The sequence below is a fragment of the Ewingella sp. AOP9-I1-14 genome (genome assembly GCF_052375995.1).
Classification (GTDB): Bacteria; Pseudomonadota; Gammaproteobacteria; order Enterobacterales; family Enterobacteriaceae; genus Ewingella; species Ewingella allii.
This window is the reverse complement of sequence record NZ_JBQSVA010000002.1, coordinates 850,731-876,099: the sequence shown is the minus strand read 5'-3', so window position 1 is coordinate 876,099 and position 25,369 is coordinate 850,731. Positions and strand designations below refer to the sequence as shown.

Annotated in this window: 22 protein-coding genes; 19 read left to right on the top strand and 3 right to left on the bottom strand. The window is 52.6% G+C overall.

Translation table 11 applies throughout. The annotated features are described in order from the left end of the window. Positions 1-142: 142 nt before the first annotated feature. The 8 genes from ACT3RT_RS09250 (at position 143) to glnB (ending at position 9,766) form a co-directional block, all read left to right on the top strand. The gene (locus tag ACT3RT_RS09250; protein WP_396130137.1) at positions 143-490 is read left to right on the top strand and encodes a YuaE family lipoprotein; all 348 of its coding nucleotides are present in this window, start codon (positions 143-145) and stop codon (positions 488-490) included. Continuing rightward, the gene (locus ACT3RT_RS09245; RefSeq protein ID WP_496202847.1) at positions 487-2,451 is read left to right on the top strand and encodes an FKBP-type peptidyl-prolyl cis-trans isomerase N-terminal domain-containing protein; all 1,965 of its coding nucleotides are present in this window, start codon (positions 487-489) and stop codon (positions 2,449-2,451) included. The genes ACT3RT_RS09250 and ACT3RT_RS09245 overlap by 4 nt, the downstream gene beginning before the upstream one ends. Before the next feature lie 260 nt (positions 2,452-2,711). Continuing rightward, complete coding sequence (locus ACT3RT_RS09240) at positions 2,712-2,996, top strand: hypothetical protein (protein WP_353501217.1); 285 nt, start codon at positions 2,712-2,714, stop codon at positions 2,994-2,996. Between the two features lie 237 nt (positions 2,997-3,233). Continuing rightward, the gene (gene mrdA / locus ACT3RT_RS09235) at positions 3,234-5,183 is read left to right on the top strand and encodes a peptidoglycan DD-transpeptidase MrdA (RefSeq protein WP_353501218.1); all 1,950 of its coding nucleotides are present in this window, start codon (positions 3,234-3,236) and stop codon (positions 5,181-5,183) included. 562 nt (positions 5,184-5,745) lie between these two features. Further along, the gene (locus tag ACT3RT_RS09230) at positions 5,746-7,185 is read left to right on the top strand and encodes a sensor histidine kinase (RefSeq protein ID WP_496202920.1); all 1,440 of its coding nucleotides are present in this window, start codon (positions 5,746-5,748) and stop codon (positions 7,183-7,185) included. Next, positions 7,178-7,969, top strand: a complete 792-nt coding sequence (gene qseG, locus ACT3RT_RS09225) for a two-component system QseEF-associated lipoprotein QseG (protein WP_485901742.1) — start codon at positions 7,178-7,180, stop codon at positions 7,967-7,969. The genes ACT3RT_RS09230 and qseG overlap by 8 nt, the downstream gene beginning before the upstream one ends. Then, the gene (glrR, locus tag ACT3RT_RS09220; RefSeq protein ID WP_353501220.1) at positions 7,966-9,303 is read left to right on the top strand and encodes a two-component system response regulator GlrR; all 1,338 of its coding nucleotides are present in this window, start codon (positions 7,966-7,968) and stop codon (positions 9,301-9,303) included. The genes qseG and glrR overlap by 4 nt, the downstream gene beginning before the upstream one ends. 124 nt (positions 9,304-9,427) lie before the next feature. After that, positions 9,428-9,766 (top strand): nitrogen regulatory protein P-II, encoded by a 339-nt coding sequence (gene glnB, locus ACT3RT_RS09215; RefSeq protein WP_013574351.1) that lies wholly within the window; start codon positions 9,428-9,430, stop codon positions 9,764-9,766. 83 nt (positions 9,767-9,849) lie between these two features. Here the strand turns inward: glnB and hmpA are convergent, their stop codons facing one another. Continuing rightward, complete coding sequence (gene hmpA / locus ACT3RT_RS09210; RefSeq protein ID WP_496202846.1) at positions 9,850-11,040, bottom strand: NO-inducible flavohemoprotein; 1,191 nt, start codon at positions 11,038-11,040, stop codon at positions 9,850-9,852. Between the two features lie 351 nt (positions 11,041-11,391). Between hmpA and glyA the strand changes: the two genes are divergently transcribed. Together glyA and ACT3RT_RS09200 are read left to right on the top strand one after the other, a co-directional pair. Further along, positions 11,392-12,645 (top strand): serine hydroxymethyltransferase, encoded by a 1,254-nt coding sequence (gene glyA, locus ACT3RT_RS09205; protein WP_353501222.1) that lies wholly within the window; start codon positions 11,392-11,394, stop codon positions 12,643-12,645. Between the two features lie 199 nt (positions 12,646-12,844). Continuing rightward, positions 12,845-13,993, top strand: a complete 1,149-nt coding sequence (locus ACT3RT_RS09200; protein WP_353501223.1) for a 3-phenylpropionate MFS transporter — start codon at positions 12,845-12,847, stop codon at positions 13,991-13,993. Here ACT3RT_RS09200 and csiE read toward each other — a convergent pair. After that, positions 13,990-15,285 carry a stationary phase inducible protein CsiE gene (csiE, locus tag ACT3RT_RS09195; protein WP_496202845.1) on the bottom strand — a complete coding sequence of 432 codons (1,296 nt, stop codon included), beginning with the start codon at positions 15,283-15,285 and terminating at the stop codon, positions 13,990-13,992. The genes ACT3RT_RS09200 and csiE overlap by 4 nt on opposite strands. A 202-nt stretch (positions 15,286-15,487) precedes the next feature. On the opposite strand from csiE, the gene ACT3RT_RS09190 reads away from it, so the two are divergent. After that, positions 15,488-16,159, top strand: a complete 672-nt coding sequence (locus tag ACT3RT_RS09190; protein ID WP_496202844.1) for a DUF1007 family protein — start codon at positions 15,488-15,490, stop codon at positions 16,157-16,159. Then, positions 16,150-17,169: a nickel/cobalt transporter gene (locus ACT3RT_RS09185; protein ID WP_496202843.1), complete on the top strand. Its 1,020-nt coding sequence runs from the start codon at positions 16,150-16,152 to the stop codon at positions 17,167-17,169. Before ACT3RT_RS09190 ends, ACT3RT_RS09185 begins: the two co-directional genes overlap by 10 nt. 68 nt (positions 17,170-17,237) lie before the next feature. Here the strand turns inward: ACT3RT_RS09185 and suhB are convergent, their stop codons facing one another. Further along, entirely contained in the window at positions 17,238-18,041 is an 804-nt protein-coding gene (suhB, locus tag ACT3RT_RS09180; protein WP_034788147.1) for an inositol-1-monophosphatase, read from the bottom strand. A 127-nt stretch (positions 18,042-18,168) separates the two neighbouring features. Between suhB and trmJ the strand changes: the two genes are divergently transcribed. The 7 genes from trmJ to ACT3RT_RS09145 all read left to right on the top strand — a co-directional run bounded on the left by trmJ (position 18,169) and on the right by ACT3RT_RS09145 (position 25,365). Next, on the top strand, positions 18,169-18,906 hold the full coding sequence (trmJ, locus tag ACT3RT_RS09175; protein ID WP_034788150.1) for a tRNA (cytosine(32)/uridine(32)-2'-O)-methyltransferase TrmJ: 738 nt from the start codon (positions 18,169-18,171) through the stop codon (positions 18,904-18,906). Between the two features lie 206 nt (positions 18,907-19,112). Then, positions 19,113-19,607 carry a Fe-S cluster assembly transcriptional regulator IscR gene (gene iscR / locus ACT3RT_RS09170; protein WP_353501227.1) on the top strand — a complete coding sequence of 165 codons (495 nt, stop codon included), beginning with the start codon at positions 19,113-19,115 and terminating at the stop codon, positions 19,605-19,607. A 187-nt stretch (positions 19,608-19,794) separates the two neighbouring features. Further along, on the top strand, positions 19,795-20,964 hold the full coding sequence (locus ACT3RT_RS09165; protein WP_353501228.1) for an IscS subfamily cysteine desulfurase: 1,170 nt from the start codon (positions 19,795-19,797) through the stop codon (positions 20,962-20,964). Positions 20,965-21,066: 102 nt separating this feature from the next. Then, positions 21,067-22,377 (top strand): aminopeptidase PepB, encoded by a 1,311-nt coding sequence (gene pepB / locus ACT3RT_RS09160; RefSeq protein ID WP_496202842.1) that lies wholly within the window; start codon positions 21,067-21,069, stop codon positions 22,375-22,377. A 70-nt stretch (positions 22,378-22,447) separates the two neighbouring features. Further along, positions 22,448-23,308, top strand: a complete 861-nt coding sequence (gene sseB, locus ACT3RT_RS09155; RefSeq protein WP_396130146.1) for an enhanced serine sensitivity protein SseB — start codon at positions 22,448-22,450, stop codon at positions 23,306-23,308. 176 nt (positions 23,309-23,484) lie between these two features. Beyond that, the gene (ndk, locus tag ACT3RT_RS09150) at positions 23,485-23,910 is read left to right on the top strand and encodes a nucleoside-diphosphate kinase (RefSeq protein WP_013574367.1); all 426 of its coding nucleotides are present in this window, start codon (positions 23,485-23,487) and stop codon (positions 23,908-23,910) included. A gap of 246 nt (positions 23,911-24,156) precedes the next feature. Then, on the top strand, positions 24,157-25,365 hold the full coding sequence (locus ACT3RT_RS09145) for a dual-specificity RNA methyltransferase RlmN (protein ID WP_034788173.1): 1,209 nt from the start codon (positions 24,157-24,159) through the stop codon (positions 25,363-25,365). Positions 25,366-25,369: the final 4 nt, after the last annotated feature.

The window sequence follows — 25,369 nt, the reverse complement described above, 5'->3', positions numbered from 1 at the left end:
AGTAGTTGGGTTTTTCTTATTAGTCGTCTTCTTATTAAGATGACGGGAATTTTGTGACGTTTAAAAGAATACAGAGAATATATAATTATTTTTTAAATCATTAATCGATTCGAATAGGGAACATAATGCAATGAGAAGAAATATGGCACGTTTGTTAATACTTTTTCCGCTTCTTACCTTAATTGGGTGTACAACGCCGAAAGCAGGAATAAAAGGGAAAGTGGCAAATGCCAGTGAACAATCCTGCATTAACGAATTTAAAGCGCTAAAAAATATTGATCCTGCTTCCTACGAAATCTATCAGAAACAATTCTCCAAGGTAAACCAAGCCTATGAGGTTTACCGAACTAACAGTCTGAATATTAACAAGGATTCTAAAGATATCCTCGGTATGGAGTTGAGTAACAAGATTAAATTGATCTGCGCGCGGGTCAAAGATGCGTCATTTAAGAACATGGAAAAAAGATCACAGGAAATTAACAATCTATGATGAAGCGTACTCTTTGTATCTGCGTTTTTCTTGCTCTTGCTAGTATGAGAGGGGCAGTGGCGGAAGATAATACTAATAACCTCAATCTTCTAAATAAATTACGAGAGGAAAAATTAGTAAAACCGGCTCTTCAGCCAGTATTTAGTTCATCTGGCGTTAGCGAACAGGATTCGTCTGGGGAATTATCCAAGGATATTCCGAAAAAAAAAGATAACTCGCAGAATACTCCGCTAACTGCTCAATGGTATAAGCAGCAGCTTTCTGAACTCAATAATAAAAATAAGAAGCTTCAGTCTGAAATTATTACCATTAGAAAAAAGCTTGCGGCGATCAGCGGTGAGCCAGTACCTGAAACGCTCGAGGTGCAAGCCAAAGAGACCGCGCGGCAGCTGAGTGATGCACAGCAGGCATTGCTGAAGGCCAATGAAGATAACGCCCGACTGTCAGCATCGGCCAGACAGGCCGAGCAGGAGAAAGCCAAGCTGGATGCGCAGATTGCCAAACTGACTGCGCAGCGACAGCAGGATTCTTCCCAGTCGGCTAAGCAATTGGCAGATGCTCAGGCAGCAGGGAAAAAGGCCAGCGATGAAAACAGTCGTCTGCAGGCAGCCGTCAACCAGGCTGAGCAGGATAAAGCCAGGCTGGATAAGCAGATTAGCGAATTGACTGCGCAGCAACAGCAAGGAGCATCTCAATCGGCTAAGCAATTGGCAGATGCACAGGCGGCGGGGAAGAAGGCCAGCGATGAAAACGCTCGTCTACAGGCAGCAGTGAAACAGGCCGAGCAAGACAAAGCCAAGCTGGATAAACAGATTGCCGAACTGACTGCGCAGCAAACCCAAACGGCTGCGCATGCTGCTAAACATTTGGCAGAGGCACAGGCTGCGGCGAAAAAATCTGCAGATGAAAATCTTCGTCTACAGGCTGAAGCCAAACAGTCTGCGCAGGGCAAGGTTAAGCAGGATAATCAGATCGCCGCTCTGACCGCCCAGCAGTCTCAGATAACCAAACAGCTGGTGGAATCTCAGGCCGCAGAGAAGAAAGCCAGTAATGAAAATCTGCGCTTACAGGCGGTAGAGAAACAAGCCGCGCAGGATAAAACCAAGGTTGATGCGCAGATTGCTTCGCTCAACACAGAGAAAACTCAGCTTGCTGCCCAAGTTGCCAAACAACAGGCAGATGCACAGGCTGGCAGTAAAAAATGGGCCGATGAGCAAGCCGCGCTGGCGACTGAGTTGGCCAATGTGAAGAAACAACTGGCAGAGAAATCAGCGGCTAAAGCGACCTCTGGCATACCAAGCAGTGAGCAGGTCAAAGCAGCAATTACTGCCGATAGCAAAGCTGGAAGACTGGCGAAACGCGCCTATTCCTTGGGGTATTTCATCGGGCTGGAGTCTGAGCAGGAGTTGAGAAAGATCACTGCTTACACTACCCCGGTGGATCAAAATATCGTCCTCAAAGGCTTGTTGGATCGTTTTAATCACACCCCGTTGCTGACCGATAAAGAGATCGAAGCTTCTCTGGCGGTAGTCGATAAGGAAATTAATGAGAATACGGCTGATAAAGGGAACAAAAACAGAGCTATAAATGAGCAGGTTATGGCCAAGGCTGCGAAAATGAAGAACGCCGTGAAAGCGAAAAGTAACTTCATTTATGTCATCACCAAGCCGGGTTCTGCGCTAAAAGTGAAACCGACTGACAGCGTCCGTATCAAAATTATCGAGAAATTAGGTGACGGTACGATCATTGCCAGCGAAAAAGACAACAATGTCATTGCTGCTGCCGTTAAAGATATTCCACTTACCTTGCAGGAGGTGATTGTGAAGATGGGGATTAATGGAGAAGCGACGCTCTATATCCCACCTAATTTAGCGTATGGAGAAAAGGGCATTGCGGGGAAAATCCCACCTAACTCATTGTCCATTATGACAATTAAGGTTCTTGGCATTAAAGAAGATTAATAACCATCCGCAGCAAAATGCTTAAGCAGGCTAAATTACCGGCCTGCTTAAGCTTGGGTGGTTTAATTACCGCCTTAATCCAAATAAGGCTGAGACTTAGGCTTTTTTTCTCAGACCTCTTCCTATAAAAAGCGCAAGTGATAGGATGTGCCGCAACTTTACAGGGTAGGACTATTCTCATGTTCAGGTTGGGTGCTTTCTTTGCAATTTTGCTGGCGTTGACTTCCTTTTCAGCGTCCGCCGTAACGGCCTATAAATGTGTGTTAACGCATAACGTACAAGCCGCGGATGGTACAGAAACCGCCGATGTGATTAATAAAGACGCGCACGTGTTTGACGCTGGCAATACTTTCACCTTCTCCCCAGACGGTACCAAAATGATCACCAGCCCGGAGCTGACGGATATCATTGGTCAGAATAACCAGCCTATGAAGGCTGGGGCGCAAGATAACCTGATGTATATTCACGTTAAAAACAACTTTGTGGTCGCGACAGAAACCGACGGTTATGTGTATGGCGACTGTGTAGAAATCGCAACGAAATAAGCCCTGCTGACTTATCCCTTCTTCTGCGAATCTGGCTTTTGATAGCGGGATTCGCATCTCAATTTGTTTTAACTGTTACTTTTTCCTCTTACATTTTCATAAATAGAAACATTACTGCCAGTTCATTAGCACACTTCTTATAGTCGGGGTATGCCTGAGCCGATAGACTTGCGGCCTTTTCACCATTCCGTTTCCGCCACTGCTTTATAAGCCGATTAGAAAGGGTTTTGCGCGCCTATGGCTCTACTTAATGACGAAATTCGCGACCATACCGCTGAGTCCGTCCTTTTTGTCCGCCGTGCCGTCATCGCCTTTGTGGTCGTGGTGCTGCTCTCTTCCGTACTGGTTTATAACCTGTATCGTTTACAGATTGGGATGCATGATTTTTACCAAACGCGTTCCAACCAAAATGACATCAAAATGTTGCCGATCGCCCCGAGCCGCGGGCTTATCATGGATCGCAATGGTGTGGTTCTGGCGCAGAATATCACCCTGTATCAGATAGAAATTATTCCCGGCAAGGTGGATGATCTTCAGGCCACGCTAAAAGCCTTGACCCCCATCGTGGATCTTACGCAGGACGATCTGGATAACTTCCACGATGCCATGATCCACGGCCGTAAGTTCGCTGAGATCCCGCTGAAGCTGGCGTTGACCGACGTCGAGGTGGCGCGCTTCTCAGTCAATCAATTCAATTTTCCCGGCGTGTCCATCAGCACCTACCAGCAGCGGCAGTACCCTTACGGGGCGGAGCTGGCGCACGTCGTCGGTTATGTGTCGAAAATCAATGACAAAGACGAAAAACGTCTCGAAAAAGAAGGAATTGCCGAAAACTATGCCGCTGACCATGACATAGGTAAGCAGGGCGTGGAGAAGTATTATGAAAATATTCTCCATGGGCATACCGGCTATCAGGAAGTCGAAGTGGATAACCACGGTCACGTGGTGCGCCTGCTGAGGGAAGTGCCTCCCCAGGCTGGGCAAAATATCTATCTGACGCTGGATTTAGGTCTACAGCAATATATTGAGAAAGTGTTGAAAGGCCAGCGCGCCGCGGTCGTCGTGATGGACCCGCGAGACGGCGGCATTAAGGCGATGGTTTCCAGCCCGAGCTACGATCCCAACCCCTTCGTCAACGGCATCTCCAGCAAACAGTACAGCGCGCTGCTGAAGAACCCTGACCTTCCGCTGATTAACCGCGTGACTCAGGGCCTTTACCCGCCGGCGTCCACGGTTAAGCCATTTATGGCCACATCGGCGCTGTTTGCCGGGGTTATCACGCCGCAAACAACTTTCTTCGGCGCGCCGACCTGGACACTGCCGGGCACGGAACGCCGCTACCGCGACTGGCTGAAAACCGGCCACGGTATGCTGAATGTGACTAAAGCTATCGAGGAGTCAGCGGATACCTTCTTCTATCAGGTGGCCTATGAGATGGGTATCGACCGTATTCACGAGTGGCTGAGTAAATTCGGCTATGGGCAATCGACCGGGATTGACCTCGACGAGCAGTACAACGGCGTGCTGCCAAGTCGCGAGTGGAAGCAGAAAGTCCATAAGAAGGGTTGGTATCAGGGGGATACTGTTTCCGTAGGTATCGGCCAGGGTTACTGGGTCGCGACGCCAATCCAGATGGTGCGAGCTCTAAGTGCCTTGGTGAATAACGGTAAATTGCAAACGCCGCACCTGCTTTACTCAAGCCAGAGTGGCAAAGTGATCACGCCATACGTGCAGCCGCCGACCACACAGATCGCTGATCCTAAATCACCTATCTGGGGAATTGTGCGCAACGGCATGTTCGGCATGGCGAACTTCCCTAACGGGACGGGCTACAAACTGTTCCATACCGCGCCTTATCAAATCGCTGCGAAATCAGGGACATCGCAGGTGTTCAGCCTGCGTGAAAACCAAATCTACAATGCCAAAATGACGCCAATCAGACTGCGTGACCACATCTTCTACACGGCCTTCGCGCCATATAAAAATCCCAAAGTCGTGATGGCGCTGATCCTCGAGAACGGCGGGGGAGACGGCGTGGTGGCCGGGCCGACGGCGCGCGCTATTCTCGACCATATCTTCTTGCCGCCGGAAGTGGTGGCGAAATGTGACCCGGCCAAGGTCGATAATCCGGCCAACTGTGAGCAAGATGTGCCTGCGCCCAATGCGCTGGGTTTTAGCGAACATTAATAATGCGCTGAGTGTCGGAAAACAGAGACAAATCCCTAAGAGTGGTGTCTCTAAAAAGAGACATTTAACTAATTGATATTGAATATCTTTATTCTTATGATTGTGAAGTGTTGTTTTTTAGCGACACTTTGTTGAATAAATGCACTTTCTTTTAAGGCAGCAGACAACGATTAAAAATAAAAGGAATTATTTTCCCTCTACTAATCAATCATTTATTTTTGAAGTTTAATTTTTGGCACGAAGCATGCATAATAAGCGCAGTTGCTCATTCAATTGATTATGATAGCCTGCGCTAATCCGCAAAATATGCCCATAATGCCCGAATGACGCCAAAGCAAGGTGCCTATCGTTCACCAGACCGATAATCGTTGCGCAAGCACGTTATCAAACATCGAACGACACGTTGAGTGAGGCACCACCTATTCTGGATGACTGAACACCTTCGCCTTGAAGGGTGTTCAGTCCCCCTCCTAAAAGTGCTCCGACACTCCTTTTAATTTTACTCTTTTCTGGCTGTAAATCAGTTACTCAGTTAGCATTTAGACATCGGTTTACCAATGAGATAAATGCGTTGAAAAGAGGAAGAATATTTCCCGGCTCCCTGCGCCAACTCGTGTTGATGGCCTTCCTGTTTGTGCTTCTACCCCTGCTGGTATTGGCTTATCAGGCATATCAAAGTCTGGATCACCTCAGTTCTCAAGCCGCTGAAATCAATCGCACCACGCTAACCGATGCGCGTCGCAGTGAAGCCATGTCCAGCATTGCTTTAGAAATGGAGCGCAGCTATCGGCAATATTGCGTGTTGGATGACCCTACCTTGTCTCGTTTATACGACAGCCAGCGCAAACGCTACGCGCAGATGCTCGACGCTCACGCCTCCGTGCTACCCGACGTTCGCTATTACCAATCGCTGCGCGGCTTACTGACCCAACTCGCCCAATTAAAATGCCAAAATAACAGCCCGAACGCCGCCACCTCAGCGCAACTGGAAGACTTCGCCCGTTCGAATGCCGAAATGGTTCAGGCGACGCGTGAAGTGATTTTTACCCGCGGCCAGCAGTTGCAGCGCGCCATCGCCGAGCGTGGCCAGTTCTTTGGCTGGCAGGCGTTGGTGCTGTTCTTGCTTAGCGGGGCGCTGGTCTTGCTGTTTACACGGATGATTATCGGCCCGGTTAAGCGCGTAGAGCGGATGATTAACCGGCTGGGTGAGCGAGGCACGCTGGGCAATGCCGACAAGTTTAAAGGGCCACGAGAAATTCGCTCTCTGGCTCAGCGTATCGTCTGGCTCAGTGAGCGTCTGGCGTGGCTCGAGTCACAGCGCCACGAGTTTTTGCGCCATATTTCTCATGAGTTAAAAACCCCCTTGGCCAGTATGCGCGAAGGCACCGAGCTGTTGCAGGATGAAGTCGCAGGCCCTTTAACGGCCGATCAAAAAGAGGTGGTGGCGATCCTCGATGACAGCAGCCGCCACTTACAAACGCTGATTGAACAGCTGTTGGACTACAACCGCAAACTCGCCGATGCGCCGATGGAGAAGGAGCGCGTGGATTTAGCGGCCATGGTCGACAGTATCGTGGCGTCCAACAGCCTTCCTGCCAGAGCCAAGCAAATTAGCACCGAGGTCAATATGGCGGCCCAATTCTGCTGGGCGGAACCGACTTTATTGATGCGCGTGCTGGATAATCTCTATTCCAATGCGGTGCACTATGGCGCTGAATCCGGTACCATTTGGGTCCGCAGTCGGCAGTCACAAAACCAAGTGATCATCGACGTTGCCAACACGGGAAATACCATCCCTGAGGCCGAAAAAACGATGATTTTCGAACCTTTTTATCAGGGAAGTCAGCAGCGCAAGGGTGCCGTAAAAGGCAGCGGTTTGGGGCTGAGCATTGCACAGGATTGCATCCGCAGAATGCGCGGAGAATTACGGTTGGTCACTATTGACCATGCCGACGTGTGTTTTCGTATCGAATTGCCATTAACTGCTGAGAAAAATGATTAAAAAACGCCAAATTAAGCAGGACGGCCTGTTAAAAAGCGCCGCATCTTTTTTATTCCGTATTCAGCACGGGTTGAAAACCGCAGTATGCCGCGCCACTTTGGCGGTCATCGTTGCTCCAACCCTCCTCGCAGGCTGTACTTTGCACTCTTCCAGTGACAGCTATTATCGTCCGGTCGAAGATGTGATCCCGACCACCAAAGTGGTGGATTTCCGCCTCGCGCCTTGTGAAACCCTGTGGGCGCTGGATGATAGCGACGCCATAAATAACTCGCTTTTCTGGCTGCGGGCGATGGATTGCGCGGACCGAATGAATGACGCTCAGGCGCGCTATCAGGCTGAGAAAATTAAAGCTAACTCGTGGGATACCGTGTTCAAGCAGAGCATCCTGCGCGCCGGGGCCGATCCGGACCAGCAGCAGCGTCGCGCGCTGTTAGCCCGCGTTAATGAATACCGCGTCCAGATGCCCGGCTCCATTCGAACCTTGGTGCAACTGTGGCGCGAGCGGCAAACCCTGCAAGTGACGCTGGGGGATGAGAAAGCGCGTAATGCGCGGCAGGCCGCCGTGTCCGAAAGCAAAATAGGGCAGCTCACCGAGCAGCAAGTGGCATTGCAACAGAGCTTGACGGATACTCAGCGTAAGTTAAAAAACCTGACGGATATTGAGCGTCAGCTCTCTTCGCGCAAGCAGATGCAGAGTGATTTGCCGGACAACGATTCGGCCTCTGCAACGGTTAAGCCGGAAGAGACTTACCAGCCACCGATTAAAGGGCAGAAGAAACCATGACGTTACGCAAAGCCGCCAGCCTGTTGCTGGTCGATGACGATCCGAGCCTGCTGAAGCTGTTGGGCATGCGCCTGACCAGCGAGGGTTTCCGCGTCACTACCGCCGAAAGCGGCGCCGAGGCGCTACGTCTGCTTAATCGTGAACGTTTTGACTTAGTGATCAGCGACTTGCGCATGGATGAAATGGACGGCATGGCGCTGTTCGCCGAGATCCAACAGCATCAGCCGGGCATGCCGGTGATTATCCTCACCGCCCATGGTTCCATCCCCGACGCGGTTGCCGCCACCCAGCAGGGGGTGTTTAGCTTCCTTACCAAGCCCGTTGATCGCGACGCGCTGTATAAAGCGATTGATGCCGCGCTGTCTCTCTCCTCGCCGAGTGGTGATGAGAGCTGGCGTGAGGCGATTGTCACGCGCAATCCGGTGATGCTGCGGCTGCTGGAGCAGGCCAATATGGTGGCGCAGTCTGACGTCAGCGTGCTGATTAACGGCCAAAGTGGCACGGGGAAAGAGGTGTTGGCGCAGGCGATCCACGCCGCCAGCCCGCGAGCCAAGAAGGCTTTCACAGCGATTAACTGTGGCGCACTGCCAGAGCAGCTTCTGGAGTCTGAACTCTTTGGTCACGCCAAAGGGGCCTTTACCGGCGCGGTCAGTAGCCGGGAAGGACTGTTTCAGGCGGCGACGGGGGGGACGCTGTTTTTAGATGAAATCGGTGACATGCCGCTTTCGCTTCAGGTCAAACTGCTGCGCGTGCTGCAAGAGCGCAAGGTGCGCCCGGTGGGCAGCAATCACGACATCGATGTGGATGTGCGAATTATCTCCGCGACCCACCGCAATTTGCCGAAAGCCATGGAGAAGGGCGAGTTTCGCGAAGACTTGTTCTATCGCCTGAATGTCGTTAGCTTAAAATTGCCGGCATTAAATGAGCGTGCAGAAGATATTCCCTTGCTGGCGAACCACCTGCTGCGGGTCGCCGCGCAGCGACATAAACCTTTTGTACGCAGCTTCTCAACCGACGCCATGCGACGCCTGATGGCTGCCAGCTGGCCGGGCAATGTTCGCCAGCTGGTTAACGTAATTGAGCAGTGCGTGGCGCTGACCTCCGCGCCGGTGATTGGCGAAGCCTTGGTACAGCAGGCTTTGGAAGGGGAGAACACCGCGCTGCCGACCTTCGTCGAGGCGCGTAATCAGTTTGAACTCAATTACCTGCGCAAGCTGTTGCAGATAACCAAAGGCAATGTGACCAACGCGGCGCGCATTGCCGGGCGCAATCGAACCGAATTCTACAAGCTGCTTTCTCGTCACGAGTTGGAAGCGACCGACTTTAAAGAGTGACCACGACGCTCTTCGACTATGTTACCTTTACCGTCTGCCTGTGCATTGCCGCTGGCAATCAGAATGTGAACCACGCTGCCGCTCAGGAAGGCGGAGAGCAAATGAATGATTATAAGGGTCCGCCATGAAGAAAATTGATGCGATTATTAAGCCGTTTAAACTCGATGATGTCCGTGAAGCCTTGGCCGAAGTGGGTATTACCGGCATGACCGTGACAGAGGTGAAGGGTTTTGGGCGTCAGAAAGGCCATACCGAACTCTACCGCGGCGCTGAGTATATGGTGGACTTCCTGCCTAAAGTGAAGATTGAGATCGTAGTGGCTGACGATATCGTTGATACCTGTGTCGAAACCATTATGACCACTGCCCAGACCGGCAAAATCGGCGATGGCAAAATCTTCGTGTTCGACGTGGCGCGCGTAGTACGTATCCGTACTGGCGAGCAGGATGAAGAAGCGATCTAATTGCCGTTTTCAGTCTTATGACCAGAAAACGCCAATAAAAAAGGCTGACGCGATGTCAGCCTTTTTTTATGCATCTGTTTTAATTACAGCACTTTATGCGGGCCGAAGCATTCGTAATGAATGTGGTCGACGGCAACCCCGAGCGCCACAAGCTGCTGGGCCGCGAACTGCATAAAGCCCACCGGGCCGCAGAGATAGAATTCGGTCGTCGGGTCGGCGAGCTGGCTTTTCAGCAGGCTAAGGTCCATCAGTCCCTGAGACTGATACTGCTCGCCCGGCAAATCTTCCGCCTGCGGCTGATTATACCACACGTGGCTTTGCAGCTGCGGCAGGCAATTTCCCAAAGATTTCACTTCATCCGCGAAGGCGTGAACCCGGCCATTTTCAGCGGCGTGCAGCCAGTGAATAGGGGCCTGATGTTGATTGGCGGCCAGCACGTTGAGCATGCCGAGCATGGGCGTTTGGCCGACACCGGCGGAGATCAGCGCGACGGGGGTTTGTGGCGCGACGTCGAGGAAGAAATCACCGTGCGGCGCGGCCAGATGTACCACATCACCTTCCTGTGCTTGGTTATGCAAGAAGTTCGACACCTGACCTTGCTCTTCACGCTTCACCGCAATGCGATAGGTCTTGCCGTTCGGGGCCTGAGTCAGGGAATACTGGCGAATTTCCTGATTTTCCAACTGTTGGCTGCGAATATACACCGCCAGATACTGCCCGGCGTTGAAGTCGGCCACCGGCTTGCCGTCTACCGGCTCTAGCAGGAAACTGGTGATCAACTCACTCTGCGGGCGCTTCTCTTTGATACGGAATTCGCGCGTGCCTGACCAGCCGCCGTTCTTCTCGGCGCTCTCTTTATAGATATCGGCCTCACGCTGAATAAACACCCCAGCCAGCACGCCGTAGGCTTTGCCCCAGGCATCCAGCACTTCCTGACCTGGGCTAAACATCTCATCCAGCGTCGCCAGCAGGTGAGTGCCCACAATGTTGTACTGCTCGGGTTGGATGGTGAAACTGGTGTGTTTTTGCGCAATACGCTCGACGGCAGGCAGCAGCGCGGCGAGGTTTTCGATGTTAGCGGCATAGGCACAGATGGCGTCAAACAGTGCCTGACGCTGATCGCCGTTGCGCTGGTTGCTCATATTAAAAACGTCTTTCAGCTCAGGGTTATGCGCGAACATGCGATCATAAAAGTGGGCGGTTAATTTCGGTCCGGTGGCGGCGAGCAGGGGGATGGTGGACTTCACGGTGGCGATAGTTTGGCTGTCTAGCATGGTGTTAGCTCCCTGGGCTTAGGCCCGTATCTCAGCGATAAATTCTTAAACATGTATTTTTAATGCATCTTATAGCGAGGATTTATTGTTGTAAATAGCCATGCCGGAATCATGGGTTTCATAAAGCGTGCGGGCGGGGTCACAAAGCTGAAAAATATGCATGTTATGGTGAAGAAAACTCCCTTGATTACGCTAAGTCCCTAACGGATAAAAGCCTTGCTGTGTCTGAAGCCAATCGATTGCCTAAAAACATTAAACCGACTCTATCCGCAGGCGTCTTAAACATTTACACTGTTGCGCAGAACCCGGAAGGGGCATTTATTTTTTAGTTTGTTGAGTCAGGAGATGCGGATGTTAAAGCGTGAAATGAACATTGCCGATTATGATGCTGAGCTGTGGGCAGCAATGGAGAAGGAAGTTGTTCGTCAGGAAGAACATATCGAGCTGATTGCGTCAGAAAACTACACCAGCCCGCGCGTCATGCAGGCTCAGGGTTCGCAACTGACTAACAAATATGCCGAAGGTTATCCGGGCAAACGTTATTACGGCGGCTGCGAATACGTGGATATCGTAGAGCAGTTGGCTATCGACCGCGCGAAAGAGCTGTTTGGTGCAGACTTCGCTAACGTGCAGCCACACTCTGGCTCACAGGCTAACTTCGCGGTGTACACCGCGCTGCTGCAACCAGGCGACACCATCCTTGGGATGAACCTCGGCCACGGCGGTCACCTGACTCACGGTTCTCCAGTGAACCTGTCCGGTAAGCTGTACAACGTGGTGCCTTACGGCATCAATGAAGGCGGCGATATCGACTATGAAGACGTTAAGCGTCAGGCCGAAATCCACAAGCCAAAAATGATCATTGGCGGCTTCTCTGCATTCTCTGGCGTGGTTGACTGGGCCAAGATGCGTGAAATCGCAGACAGCGTTGGCGCGTACTTCTTCGTCGACATGGCACACGTTGCCGGTCTGATTGCCGCAGGCGTTTACCCGAACCCAGTGCCACACGCACACATCGTTACCACCACTACCCACAAAACGCTGGCGGGTCCTCGCGGTGGTTTGATTCTGGCGAAAGGCGGCAGCGAAGAGTTCTATAAAAAACTCAACTCAGCCGTATTCCCTGGTGGTCAGGGCGGCCCGCTGATGCACGTGATTGCCGGTAAAGCGGTAGCCCTGAAAGAAGCGATGGAGCCTGAGTTCAAAACTTACCAACAGCAAGTGGCTAAAAACGCCCAAGCTATGGTGGCCGTGGTGATGGAACGTGGTTACAACGTGGTTTCAGGCGGTACGCACAACCACCTGTTCCTGATGGACTTGGTTGATAAGAACCTGACCGGTAAAGAAGCCGACGCCGCGCTGGGCCGTGCTAACATCACCGTCAACAAAAACTCCGTGCCAAACGATCCGAAGTCTCCTTTCGTGACCTCTGGCGTGCGTATCGGTACTCCGGCTGTTACCCGTCGTGGTTTCAAAGAAGCCGAAGTTCGCGAACTGGCTGGCTGGATCTGTGACGTTCTGGACAACATCAACGACGAAGCCACTATCGAACGCGTTAAGAAAAACGTGCTGGATATCTGCGCACGCTTCCCGGTTTACGCGTAATGTCGTGACCGAGTCTGAGTGTGATCACTCAGGACTTGCAGCGTTTTGATCTGAATAAATAAACCCGCCTCGGCGGGTTTTTTGTTAATAGCCAGCCATAACTGTGAGCCGCCTTACATTCCTCTCTTAACACCTTCACTGCTGATTGCTAGCTAGTGTGACCTCTGTCAAAGTATCGCCCATAAAAACCGGAGGAACTATGGTATTGCGTTCAACGTATTGGCTAGGGCTTAGCTATTTCACCTACTTTTTCAGCTACGGTATTTTTCTGCCTTTCTTTGGGGTTTGGTTAAAAGGCGAGGGTATCTCTTCTGAAAATATCGGGTTATTGCTGGGGGCCGGCTTAGTTTCACGTTTCCTCGGTACCTTAATCATTTCTCCTGCCATTAAAGATCCCGCCCATTTAATTACCGGCCTGCGCATTTTGGCACTGCTGACACTGGCCTTCGCGGTGGGCTACTGGTTTGGCAACGGCTGGGCGTGGTTGATGATCAACATCGCCGGGTTTAGCATCTTCTTCGGCCCGTTAGTGCCCCTGACCGATGCCCTTTCTGGCACGCTACAGCGCCAAATCACCATGGATTACGGCAAAGTCCGCGTCTGGGGATCAATAGCCTTTGTGATAGGTTCGGCGCTGACTGGCAAGCTGGTGTCGGTATATGGCCATAATGCGATTCTTTACACGCTGACGGTCGGCATTGCCGCCATGCTGCTGGGGATGCTGTTCCGCCCGAGCGTTAAGCCGGTGGGAGCCAAGCGCGAAAACAACGAGCCGGCCATTTCCTGGAAAGCCTTGCTGAGTGAAACGCCGGTCTGGCGCTTCTTACTCTGCGTCTCCTTGCTGCAAGGTGCCCACGCGGCCTATTACGGTTTCAGCGCGATTTACTGGCAGGACCAAGGCTATTCCGCCTCGGTGGTGGGGTATCTATGGTCGCTGGGCGTGGTGGCGGAAGTGCTGGTGTTCACCTTCAGCAATAAGCTGTTCCGCCGCTGGAGCGCGCGCGATTTGCTGCTGCTCTCCGCCTGCTGTGGCGTGGTGCGCTGGGCATTGATGGGGGCATTCATCGAGCTACCTTGGCTTATCCTGATTCAAATCCTGCACTGCGGCACTTTCACCGTTTGCCATCTGGCGGGGATGCGCTTTATTGCCTCGCGCCCTCGGGATCAGGTAATTCGCCTGCAATCTGTTTATTCGGCCTTAGCCATGGGCGGCGGCGTGGCGGTGATGACCATGATTTCCGGCTTCTTGTTTGAGCATCTGCACGCCGGGCTGTTCTTCGTGATGGCGCTGGTGGCGGCACCGGCCATTTTCCTGCGGCCGAAAGTGACGCCAGTCGCGATCGATTAATGGGCTTCGAGCAGCGAGCGAATGCGTTTTCGCTGCTCTTTTGCCAATGGCAGTTGGGTGTGAATGACCAGCGGGTCGGCGTCGGTGATCCGTGTTGCGTAAGGCGTGACAATCATGGCGACGCCGGCCGGTGCGCCGAGCTGCTGGAAATCCGCCAGCGTCTGATATTGAATATTAAGTGGCAGCAGTGTCGCCTCGCGGATCTGCTGCTCCACCGCCTCTTCAAGCTGCGGATTGTTGTCGGTCAGCAGTAAAATCTGCTTTTCGTGCAGGGCGTTACCTTGCATCAGCCATGCGCCGAAGGTCACGGCGACTAAGCCCACTTCCTCCTCCGAAAGCCGAATCTGGTACTCCAGTTGGAAATCCTCCAGCGCCTCGCGAGTGGTACGCACCAACCTTGGGTACATGCGGGTAACTTCATCTTGCAGCAGATTGTCGATACCAATCGAAAAATGGCAGCGTTCAATTGCCGGGCCAAGATGAGCAAAAAGCTGGCGAGCTAGCCCCTCATCGCTGCTGAACTTCATCCCGGCAACTTCTTGGAAATTGGCAATTAATTTCGCCACTTGCTGGGTGAGCTGTTCATCTTCCAATGAGCCGCTGCTGCTGTACTGATGGTTTTTCAACAATCTCAGCAGCAGGGTGAAAAAGTCGCGCTCCCCTTCGGCTAACTGCCCACCGCTGATGTGCTGTAGCTGAGTGAACAGGCGGCTGGCGGAGGCAAACTCCGGTTTTTCGCGCAGCCACTGGCACTGTAAATCAGTCAGTTTGGCCGGTTCAAAGCTGTTATCCCCTTGAGACAGGTTCTGCCACAGGCAATACTGCAAATAGACGCGCAAAAAAGTCTGGTCGCGCTCACTGAACTCCCGGCTCAGCCGGGCGGCGCACTGGCTTATCAGCCGATTCAGCTCGTGCTCATAAAAATGGCTGTCGGCGAAGCGATAGGGGGCCAGTGCCTGATGTAGCCACGGCGAGAAGTGCTGATTAATAAAGGCCGGAGAGGTGCGCAGGGCGCGGCGCAGGCCGTGAAACAGACACAATCGCAGGTCAAGCTGTTCGCCCTGTAACTGGCATGCAGACTCGCCAAACTCCAGAATATTCAATCGATGCAGGCGGTTTATATCACGGTGGACATCGGCAAGATCCTGCCGAGTGGTGGGGAGGTCAGTGCCATTTATTTGGCTGATCGTCTCCAGTTGCATTGCCGGTAACGGCGCATACAGCATCAACAAAACATGGCAGCGCCGTTGTTGACCGGAGAGCTCAGGCACGGGGGCGGTGTCCAGGCTCATAAGACCTTCTATATACTTACGCGTGAAATTATATGCAAAGCATAGCAAACCACGGGTTGAGCGACGCGGCGAAGCTCACGGTTTTACACCGGCTTACAACTCTGATCACAGTTATTTTTCTCATCCGCTTAATTGCACCAGCAAAAACTGTTACTTTGTAACAATTAGCAGCAGGTATTCACTGACTTTACGGGCCTTAACCATGGAAAAGACCTTTATTCGCGCCAGGAACCGGCGCTCTTCCTGCCTGAAAATTAGCTTATTGGCGTGCAGTCTGTCACTGCCGTTGGCCGTTCAGGCACATCCCCACAGTTTTATTGATATGCAAACCACGCTGGTGACCAAGGACCAGCAGCTTACCGGCCTGAAAATGGTCTGGACGATGGATGAAATCACCTCGGCGGACCTGCTTTATGACGCGCAGAAAGCCAAATCGGATTCTACCGTGTGGAAGAAACTGGCCGCCGAAGTGATGGCGCGGGTGCTGAGCCAGCACTACTTCACCGACTTCTACCGCGACGGCAAGCCGATTAAATATCTCGATTTGCCGAGTGAATATCAGCTGTCGCGCAAAGGCGATCAGGCGGTGCTGGAGTTCGTCATGCCTTTGGCGGCCCCGCAGCCACTGTCCGGTACGCCGATGATCTTCTCCACCTTCGATCCCAGCTACTTTGTCGATATGACTTATAAAGATAAAAACGCGCTGCACATCCCGCCGGAGCTGGCGCAGAGCTGTAGTTTGGCGCTCTTCACCCCGAAGCCGGACGCGTCACTGCAAAGCTACGCGCTGTCGCTGGATAAGGCCGACGCGCCGCCGGAAGACATGGATTTGGGCCAGCAGTTTGCGCAGAAGGTAACTTTGCAATGTCATTGAATTTGATGGAAAACCGCAAGCGCCACTGGGCGTGGGATCTCTGGCCGCTGGCGGTGTTCTTACTGCTTTTGGCCGTCGGCGCTGCCGCCCTCTGGCAATACTGGCCGCGCATTCTGCTCAACAGCATTATCTGGCAGCGAGAGTTGCACCAGGAGCTGGCCGGGCTTTTGCAGCAGGTGAAGGCCAATCCGCAAAAAGCCGGGCTGACATTAATGGGCTTCAGCCTGATTTACGGCATTGTTCACGCTATCGGGCCGGGGCACGGCAAAATCGTCATTACCACCTATTTGGCGACTCACCCCTCGCGGCTAAAAAACAGTTTAAAGCTGACCTTCGCCTCCGCCGTGGTGCAGGGCTTAGTGGCGGTTTTACTGGTGACGCTGATGCTCGGCGTGTTGCAGCTCTCCTCGCGGCAGCTGCATCAAAGCAGCTTCTGGCTGGAGCGGGGGAGTTTCATTCTGGTGATGCTGCTTGGGGTTTTACTCTGCTGGCGGGCAATTAAGCGTTGCTACTTCACCTTGAAAAGCTTGAAACCGCGCCAAGGGCTGACCATCAACAGCCTGCGCCCGTTGGGTGATAACCACGTACATGACGAAAATTGTGGTTGCGGGCATCAGCATCTGCCGACCGACCAGCAGTTGCAAGCCGGGAGCGACTGGCGCACTCAGGCGACTATCGTGCTGGCGATGGGGCTGCGGCCTTGCTCCGGGGCTATCATGGTGCTGCTTTTTTCCAAGGTGATTGGTGTCTATTTGTGGGGCGTGCTTTCCGCGCTGGTGATGGCTTTGGGAACTTCAATCACCGTCTCGATGATTGGCTTATTGGTGTTTTACAGCCGGGCGATGGCGGTAAAGCTGAGTGCCAAACGCACGCCTGCCGCGTGGCAGACCGTGGCGTGGTCGGCACTGGCCTTGGCGGGAGGATTAATCTTGCTGTTGGCTGGCGTCCTGCTCTACACCGCGGGCGGTGCTGCGCCAGATGGCGGTATCGGCCCATTTGGCCGTGGCTAAGGGCTGACAATAGACATAAAAAAAACGGACGCGCAGGGCGTCCGTTTTTCATGGCGAGGCGGAAGGAATTAACGCTTCAGGGCTTCGCTCAGTTCTTCACGCATGGTATTCAAAATACCTTTAACGACGCGCGGGTTGCCAGCAACCACGTTGCCTGACAGGTAGTGGTTGTGGCCGCCAACGAAGTCAGTCACCACGCCGCCAGCTTCACGAACCAGCAGTTCGCCACCGGCGAAATCCCAAGGTTTCAGGCCGATTTCGAAGAAACCGTCAACGCGGCCAGCTGCCACGTAAGCCAGGTCCAGCGCAGCAGAACCGGTGCGGCGGAAGTCAGCGCACTCGTTGAACAGCTTGCCCAGCACGTTGATGTAGCTGTTAGCGTGTTGCTTGGATTTGAACGGGAAACCGGTGGCCAGAATGGTGCCATCGAGATCTTTTGCATTGGTGCCGCGCAGGCGATAACCGTTGAGCTGTGCGCCCTGACCGCGAGTGGCGGTGAACAGTTCGTTACGCATTGGGTCGTAAACTACCGCAACTTCAGTGCGGCCTTTGATGCGCACGGCGATAGAAACAGCGAAGTGAGGGAGACGTTTAACGAAGTTGGTAGTGCCATCCAGTGGGTCGATAATCCATTGTACGTCTTTGTCTTCGCCAGCCAGTTCGCCACATTCTTCACCAATGATGGTGTGTTTTGGGTAGGACTTGCGAATAACGTCAATAATCAGATGCTCAGCATCGCGATCAACGTTGGTAACGAAATCGTTAGTGCCTTTCTGAGTGGTTTCGACAGAATCAGGCGTTTCATAATGTTTGGCAATTAAGTTACCGGCCTTACGCGCAGCGCGCACGGCGATGGTTAGCATCGGATGCATGGATATCTTCCAACTAGGATGTTAAAGAACGGGAATACGGGAAACGGCGCGCAGTATAGCAGGGGTTCTGAAAATTGACTACCGTTGTGTTAAGCTGCTGTGATTTTCCGCTACGCTTAGAGTCTGTATGCTGCACAATATCCGCATCGTTTTAGTAGAAACGTCCCACACGGGCAATATGGGTTCCACTGCTCGTGCCATGAAAACCATGGGCTTATCGAATTTATATCTGGTAAATCCGTTAGTTAAGCCAGATTCCCAAGCCATTTCTCTGGCCGCCGGTGCCAGTGATGTCATTGGTAACGCCACTATTGTCGACACCCTCGACGAAGCATTGGCCGGTTGTAGTCTGGTGGTTGGCACCAGTGCCCGATCGCGCACCCTGCCTTGGCCGATGCTCGAACCGCGCGAGTGCGGCGAGAAAAGTGCCAAAACCGCAGAAACCGCGCCGGTAGCCTTGGTATTTGGCCGCGAGCGCGTCGGGTTGACCAACGAAGAGCTGCAAAAATGTAACTACCACGTCTGCATTCCCGCTAATCCTGAATACAGCTCGCTGAATTTGGCGATGGCGGTGCAAATCATCGCTTATGAAGTGCGCGTCGCTTACCTTGCTCTGCAAGAAGCTGGCAAACCTCAGGTCGAATATGAAGAAACGCCTTATCCTTTGGTGGATGACCTCGAGCGTTTTTACCAACATTTGGAGCAAACCTTGCTGCAAACCGGGTTTATTCGCCAGTCGCATCCTGGTCAGGTTATGAGCAAATTGCGCCGATTATTTACCCGTGCGCGTCCTGAATCTCAGGAGCTAAACATCCTTCGCGGCATTTTGACCTCGATCGACAAGCAGCATAAAGACGCGGAATAAGCCTGAAATTAGCAAGGATTACTCATTTTAATCTATATAAATCAATGGATTGATTTTTCCTTGCGGGCGGCAAAAAAGACGCGCTACCCGTAAGGAATAATACTTGAGTAAATTACTGGGTTAAATAGTTGACTGAAATACTCGGGAATGGCAGACTCGTTTGCATGTTCTACCCCCAACGTATTTTTTCAACAGGTAACCATGCTATGAGACTGACATCCAAAGGCCGTTATGCCGTAACCGCTATGCTTGATGTAGCACTGCATTCACAGGAAGGTCCGGTTCCTTTAGCCGACATTTCCGAACGCCAGGGCATCTCTCTTTCTTATCTGGAACAGCTGTTTTCGCGTTTGCGTAAAAACGGTCTGGTTGCCAGTGTGCGTGGTCCGGGCGGTGGTTATCTGCTGGGTAAAGACGCCAGTGAAATCGCAGTAGGCGCGGTGATCACGGCTGTTGACGAGTCAGTCGACGCCACCCGTTGTCAGGGTAAAGAAGGCTGCCAGAACGGCGAACGTTGCCTGACCCACACCCTGTGGCGCGACCTGAGCGAACGCATTAGCGGCTTCCTCAACAACATCACGCTGGGTGAATTGGTGAACAACCAAGAGATTCTGGAAGTGGCGGATCGCCAAAATGGTGAAACGCGTCGCCATCCTTCAGGCCGCATCCTGGAAACGATCAATGTGAATTTAAGAGCTTAAGCCCTGCACCAAATGGCTTGAGGTCGAAAATCGCGAAAGGGCTGCCATGGGCAGCCTTTTTTATTCCTGTAGAGAATGTCAGTAGGGCACTATTTTCCTTTTAAGATTCAGTGCAGCCGTTTTAAACTAGCCCTCGTTTTTAACTCTCTCGTTCGCTGTTGAACGTGCAGTACGGAGCATGCCCGCCATGAAATTACCTATTTATCTGGATTATTCAGCCACCACGCCTGTTGACCCGCGGGTAGCCGAGGCCATGATGAAGTGTCTGACTTTTGACGGTACTTTTGGTAATCCAGCATCCCGTTCCCACCGTTTTGGCTGGCAGGCGGAAGAGATTGTCGATGTCGCTCGCAACCAGATTGCCGAACTGATTAATGCCGATCCGCGTGAAGTGGTGTTCACTTCCGGCGCAACCGAGTCCGATAACCTCGCCATTAAAGGCGCGGCGCATGCCTATCGCGACAAGGGTAACCACATTATTACCAGCCAAACCGAACACAAAGCGGTGCTCGATACCTGCTTGCAGCTGGAAAAAGAGGGTTTCGACGTCACTTATCTGGCCCCGAATGCTCAAGGTGTGATCACCCCAGCGGCTATTGAATCCGCACTGCGCGAAGACACGATTTTGGTGTCAATCATGCATGTAAACAATGAGATAGGTGTGATTCAGGATATCGCGGCTATTGGCGAACTCTGCCGCAGTCGTGACATTATCTTCCACGTCGATGCCACCCAAAGCGTCGGCAAGCTGCCGGTAGACCTCAATGAGCTGGCGGTGGATCTTATGTCTTTCTCCGCCCATAAAATCTATGGCCCGAAAGGCATCGGCGGCCTGTACGTTCGCCGCAAACCCAAGGTGCGGATTGAAGCGCAGATCCACGGCGGCGGGCACGAGCGCGGTATGCGTTCCGGGACTCTGCCGGTGCATCAGATTGTTGGCATGGGTGAAGCTTTCCGCATTGCTAAAGAGGAGCTGGCCGATGAGGCGCAGCGCCTGCATGCATTGCGTGACCGTCTGTGGCAAGGTATCCAGCAATTAGAGGGCGTGCAGATTAATGGCTCGCCTGAGCATAGCGCGCCAAACATTCTTAACGTCAGTTTCAGCGGCGTTGAGGGCGAGTCGCTGATTATGGCGTTGAAAGATTTGGCCGTTTCTTCTGGCTCTGCCTGTACTTCGGCAAGCCTCGAACCATCTTATGTTTTACGTGCACTGGGGTTAGGCGAGGATCTGGCTCACAGTTCTCTGCGTTTCTCCCTCGGACGTTACACCACGGCGGAAGAGATAGATTACGCTAGCAACCTGATTGTGAAATCAGTCCGTCGTTTACGCGAGCTACCGCCGGTATTCTCGTCTTAAGTGACCCGATCACAGCAACAATGTATTAGAGAACGTCAGGGCTAAACGCCTGTTATTGAAGATAATACTTTCATTGAAAAATAAAAAAGCAGGAGTGCAGTTATGAGTTCCGAAGTCACCACCAATGAATCCATGCCGATTTTCTTGTCTTCTCAGCCTGCCGACACACGCTGGGGCGAAAAAGCGATATTAAGCACGAATGCCGAAGGCATGATTATTCATTTGACCTCCGACAACCCGCTGGTGACCATTGCCCGCGCAGCTCGCCGTATCGACGGTCAGGGTGTGAAAAACGTAGCGCTGGCCGGTGAAGGCTGGGATCTGGAAAACAGCTGGGCGTTCTGGCAGGGCTTCCGCGGGCCAAAAGGCAGCCGCAACGTTGAGTGGGCTGAACTGTCAGCTGAAGACACTCAAACCCTGAATCAACGTCTGAAAATTATCGACTGGGTTCGCGACACCATCAACCTGCCAGCAGAAGAGTTGGGGCCAGAGCAGTTGGCGACTCGCGCCGTGGATTTGATGTGCGAATTCGGCAATGGCCATGTTAACTATCGCATTACGAAAGGCGACGACCTGCGCCAGCAAAACTACGCGGGTATCCACACCGTGGGCCGTGCTTCAGACCGCGCTCCGGCATTCCTGGCGCTGGATTACAACCCTAGCGGCAATGCCGATGAGCCGGTGTATGCGTGTCTGGTCGGCAAAGGCATCACCTTTGATACCGGCGGCTACAGCCTGAAACCAAGTGCAGGCATGGACTCGATGAAGTCCGACATGGGCGGCGCAGCGACGCTGACGGGTGCTCTGGCACTGGCTGCGGCTAATGGCCTGAACAAACGCGTTAAGCTGTACCTGTGCTGCGCGGACAACATGGTCAGCGGCAACGCGATGAAGCTGGGCGATATCATTCGCTATCGCAATGGCAAAACTGTTGAAGTGATGAACACCGACGCCGAAGGCCGTCTGGTGCTGGCTGATGGCCTGATCGACGCTTCTGAACAGAATCCAGAGTTGTTGATTGATGCAGCAACCCTGACCGGTGCTGCCAAAATGGCGCTGGGCAACGATTACCACGCGCTGTTCAGCTTCGACGATGAGCTGGCCGCTGAGCTGCAAAACAGCGCGAAAGAAGAGTTTGAACCCTTCTGGCGTCTGCCTCTGGCTGAGTTCCACCGTTCATACCTGCCATCCAACTTCGCTGAATTGAACAACATGGGCAGCCCGTCACACACTGCCGGTGCCAGCAACGCAGCGGGCTTCCTGTCCCATTTCGTCAAGAACTACAAAAAAGGCTGGTTGCACATCGACTGTTCAGCCACTTACCGTAAAGGTGCCGTAGACCAATGGGCCGCTGGCGCTACCGGCATCGGGGTGCGTACCGTAGCTAACCTGCTGTTGGCTAAAGCAAAATAAATCAATCGGTAAGATAGAAAGACCCTAGCGGGGCACTGAGAAGTGCCCCGTTTTATCGGAGTGAAACAACATGAGTGTCCCGCACGATCACCTGCCAGCGGCAGCCGCGGCCAATAATGGCGAAAATGAACTTGAGCGTCTGCTGCGCCTTTCCGTGACAGAAGCGGCTTATCGCCCGGCGTTTTACCAGACTCTATTAGAAGCTACTGTCTACGTGCTGGGTGACGCGGGTCAGGAAGAAGAGGGCGCGGGAGAAGTCGCGATCCACGCGGGTAGCGAGTTGAACCTGCTGCATTGGGAAAAGCAGGATGGCACCTCCATCATTCCTCTGTTTTCCTCGCTGGAAGTGCTCGAGCGCGCCAGTGCGGGTGAAAGCCCCGACGAGCAGGCTTTTGTTGCCCTTCCTGCGCGGGTGTTGTTTGAAATGACCCAGGGCGAAGAGCTGTTCCTCAATCCGAAGTCAGAATACGGCAAAGAATTCACCCCAAGTGAAGTGACGCTGCTGCTGAATACCGGCGGTTTGACCGCACCGGCCGAGCTGGTGTTGGACAAAGAGAGCCAGATAATGATTGGTCAGCCAGAAGAGTATCCCTCAGCGATGATTGATGCGCTGACCACCCTGTTCAGCCAGAAAAAGCCGGTGCGCCGTGCCTTTCTGGCACTGATTCATGACAAAGCCGTGGATGAGCTGCCAAACCTGCTGGTGGGCGTGGAAGCTGATGGTACTGACGCCGAAGTCGACGCGTTAATCCGCGAAGCGGGCAACGTGGCGAGCGAAACCTCGCCAGACGACCAACCGGTTGATTTCTGTATTGTTTCTGAGAAAGAACGCGGCATTAGCCACTATCTGATCAGCCACACTCAGCCTTTCTATCAGCGTAAGTGGGGCAGTTGGCTGCGTAACATTATTCCGTCTTCCGGCAAGGCGTAATGATCATGAAAGTGGGCTTTAGGTTACAGATGTAGTCTCAGCTCACTTTTTTTTAACGAAATGTTGTGATTCGGGTAGGCAAGCGTAACTTCGCCCCCTATAATCGGCGCCATTTTACGGCAGGTATAACATTAAATTAACCGGCCCTACCTATAAGAGTCAGCCAGAGGTTTTTCATGACTATCGAACGTACTTTTTCCATCATCAAGCCAAACTCAGTAGCTAACAACGACATCGGCGCAATCTACGCGCGTTTCGAACGTGCTGGTTTCACCATCATTGCTTCTAAAATGCTGAAACTGACCAAAGAGCAGGCTGAAGGCTTCTACGCAGAACACAAAGGTCGTCCTTTCTTCGACGGTCTGGTTGAGTTCATGACTTCTGGTCCAATCATGGTTCAGGTTCTGGAAGGTGAAAACGCCGTTCAGCGTAACCGTGACATCATGGGCGCAACTAACCCAGACAACGCACTGGCTGGCACTCTGCGTGCTGACTTCGCTGACAGCTTCACTGCTAACGCCGTTCACGGTTCTGATGCAGTTGAATCTGCACAGCGCGAAATCGCTTACTTCTTCACCGAAAGCGAAATCTGCCCGCGTTAAGATTTTCTGGCCGGGCTTTTTTGCCTCTGTTCACTCATATGTACAATAAATATGTGAGTGAGACGCGGCAAACATAGCAACCTCGCCTTAAAATTTGTACAATGTTGCGCCCCGAATGAGTCAGTCTCTTCGGGGCGCAAGTATTTTAAATACCAAATATTGAAATACACTACATTGCAGGTCGCCACTCAATGACTCTGCACTTCCCTGACGCCATAACGTGTAACAACGAGGCTAATTCGAATTATGTTTGAAACAAACACGCCTGAGCAAAACTTGTCTGATATGACTGCACAACCGACTCCACAGCCAGCCGATGCAGTGAATACTGTCAAGCCTGACGCTGCCAAAATTAACCTTCTTGACCTTAACCGTAAGCAAATGCGCGAGTTCTTCATCAACATGGGCGAAAAACCGTTCCGTGCTGATCAGGTCATGAAGTGGATGTACCACTATTGCAGCGATGATTTCGAGCAAATGACCGATATCAACAAAGCGCTGCGTGAGAAGTTGGCCCGCGTTGCTGAAATTCGCGCGCCGGAAGTAGCTTCTGAACAACGCTCCACCGATGGCACCATCAAATGGGCTATTCAAGTCGGCGGGCAGTTGGTCGAAACCGTTTATATCCCTGATGGCGATCGCGCCACGCTGTGCGTTTCTTCCCAAGTAGGTTGTGCCCTTGAGTGTACTTTCTGCTCCACGGCGCAGCAGGGCTTCAACCGTAACCTGCGCGTGTCTGAAATCATCGGGCAAGTCTGGCGTGCGGCGAAAATCATTGGTGCCGCTAAGGTTGCCGGGACCCGCCCAATCACCAACGTGGTGATGATGGGGATGGGGGAGCCGCTGCTTAACCTGAACAACGTGGTTCCGGCAATGGAGATCATGCTGGACGATTTCGGTTTCGGTCTGTCAAAACGTCGCGTTACGCTGTCAACCTCAGGCGTCGTGCCTGCGCTGGACAAGCTGGGCGACATGATTGACGTCGCGCTGGCTATCTCTCTTCACGCGCCGAATGACACCATTCGCGATGAAATCGTACCGATTAACCGCAAATACAACATTGATACTTTCCTCGCCGCCGTTGAGCGTTACATTGGTAAATCCAATGCTAACCAAGGCCGCGTGACCATTGAGTACGTGATGCTTGACCATATTAACGATGGCACCGAGCACGCGCACGAATTGGCTGAACGCCTGAAGAACACCCCGTGCAAGATCAACCTGATCCCATGGAACCCGTTCCCAGGCGCGCCATATGGCCGCAGCTCTAACAGCCGTATCGATCGCTTCTCTAAAGTATTGATGGATTATGGATTTACCGTCATTGTGCGTAAGACCCGTGGTGATGATATCGATGCCGCTTGTGGTCAGTTGGCGGGCGATGTTATCGACCGTACTAAACGCACGCTGAAGAAGAAAATGGCCGGTGACGCTATCGCTATTAAAGCCGTCTAAATTC

Bases quoted from the DNA above. Each gene is read 5' to 3' on its own strand.
- hmpA (WP_496202846.1), bottom strand. From the start codon at position 11,040: ATGCTAGACAGCCAAACTATCGCCACCGTGAAGTCCACCATCCCCCTG.
- mrdA (WP_353501218.1), top strand. From the start codon at position 3,234: ATGGCTCTACTTAATGACGAAATTCGCGACCATACCGCTGAGTCCGTC.
- ACT3RT_RS09250 (WP_396130137.1), top strand. From the start codon at position 143: ATGGCACGTTTGTTAATACTTTTTCCGCTTCTTACCTTAATTGGGTGT.
- trmJ (WP_034788150.1), top strand. From the start codon at position 18,169: ATGCTGCACAATATCCGCATCGTTTTAGTAGAAACGTCCCACACGGGC.
- ACT3RT_RS09245 (WP_496202847.1), top strand. From the start codon at position 487: ATGATGAAGCGTACTCTTTGTATCTGCGTTTTTCTTGCTCTTGCTAGT.
- qseG (WP_485901742.1), top strand. From the start codon at position 7,178: ATGATTAAAAAACGCCAAATTAAGCAGGACGGCCTGTTAAAAAGCGCC.
- ACT3RT_RS09185 (WP_496202843.1), top strand. From the start codon at position 16,150: ATGTCATTGAATTTGATGGAAAACCGCAAGCGCCACTGGGCGTGGGAT.
- glyA (WP_353501222.1), top strand. From the start codon at position 11,392: ATGTTAAAGCGTGAAATGAACATTGCCGATTATGATGCTGAGCTGTGG.
- glnB (WP_013574351.1), top strand. From the start codon at position 9,428: ATGAAGAAAATTGATGCGATTATTAAGCCGTTTAAACTCGATGATGTC.
- ACT3RT_RS09165 (WP_353501228.1), top strand. From the start codon at position 19,795: ATGAAATTACCTATTTATCTGGATTATTCAGCCACCACGCCTGTTGAC.
- sseB (WP_396130146.1), top strand. From the start codon at position 22,448: ATGAGTGTCCCGCACGATCACCTGCCAGCGGCAGCCGCGGCCAATAAT.
- csiE (WP_496202845.1), bottom strand. From the start codon at position 15,285: ATGAGCCTGGACACCGCCCCCGTGCCTGAGCTCTCCGGTCAACAACGG.
- ACT3RT_RS09145 (WP_034788173.1), top strand. From the start codon at position 24,157: ATGTTTGAAACAAACACGCCTGAGCAAAACTTGTCTGATATGACTGCA.
- glrR (WP_353501220.1), top strand. From the start codon at position 7,966: ATGACGTTACGCAAAGCCGCCAGCCTGTTGCTGGTCGATGACGATCCG.
- iscR (WP_353501227.1), top strand. From the start codon at position 19,113: ATGAGACTGACATCCAAAGGCCGTTATGCCGTAACCGCTATGCTTGAT.
- ACT3RT_RS09190 (WP_496202844.1), top strand. From the start codon at position 15,488: ATGGAAAAGACCTTTATTCGCGCCAGGAACCGGCGCTCTTCCTGCCTG.
- pepB (WP_496202842.1), top strand. From the start codon at position 21,067: ATGAGTTCCGAAGTCACCACCAATGAATCCATGCCGATTTTCTTGTCT.
- suhB (WP_034788147.1), bottom strand. From the start codon at position 18,041: ATGCATCCGATGCTAACCATCGCCGTGCGCGCTGCGCGTAAGGCCGGT.
- ACT3RT_RS09200 (WP_353501223.1), top strand. From the start codon at position 12,845: ATGGTATTGCGTTCAACGTATTGGCTAGGGCTTAGCTATTTCACCTAC.
- ndk (WP_013574367.1), top strand. From the start codon at position 23,485: ATGACTATCGAACGTACTTTTTCCATCATCAAGCCAAACTCAGTAGCT.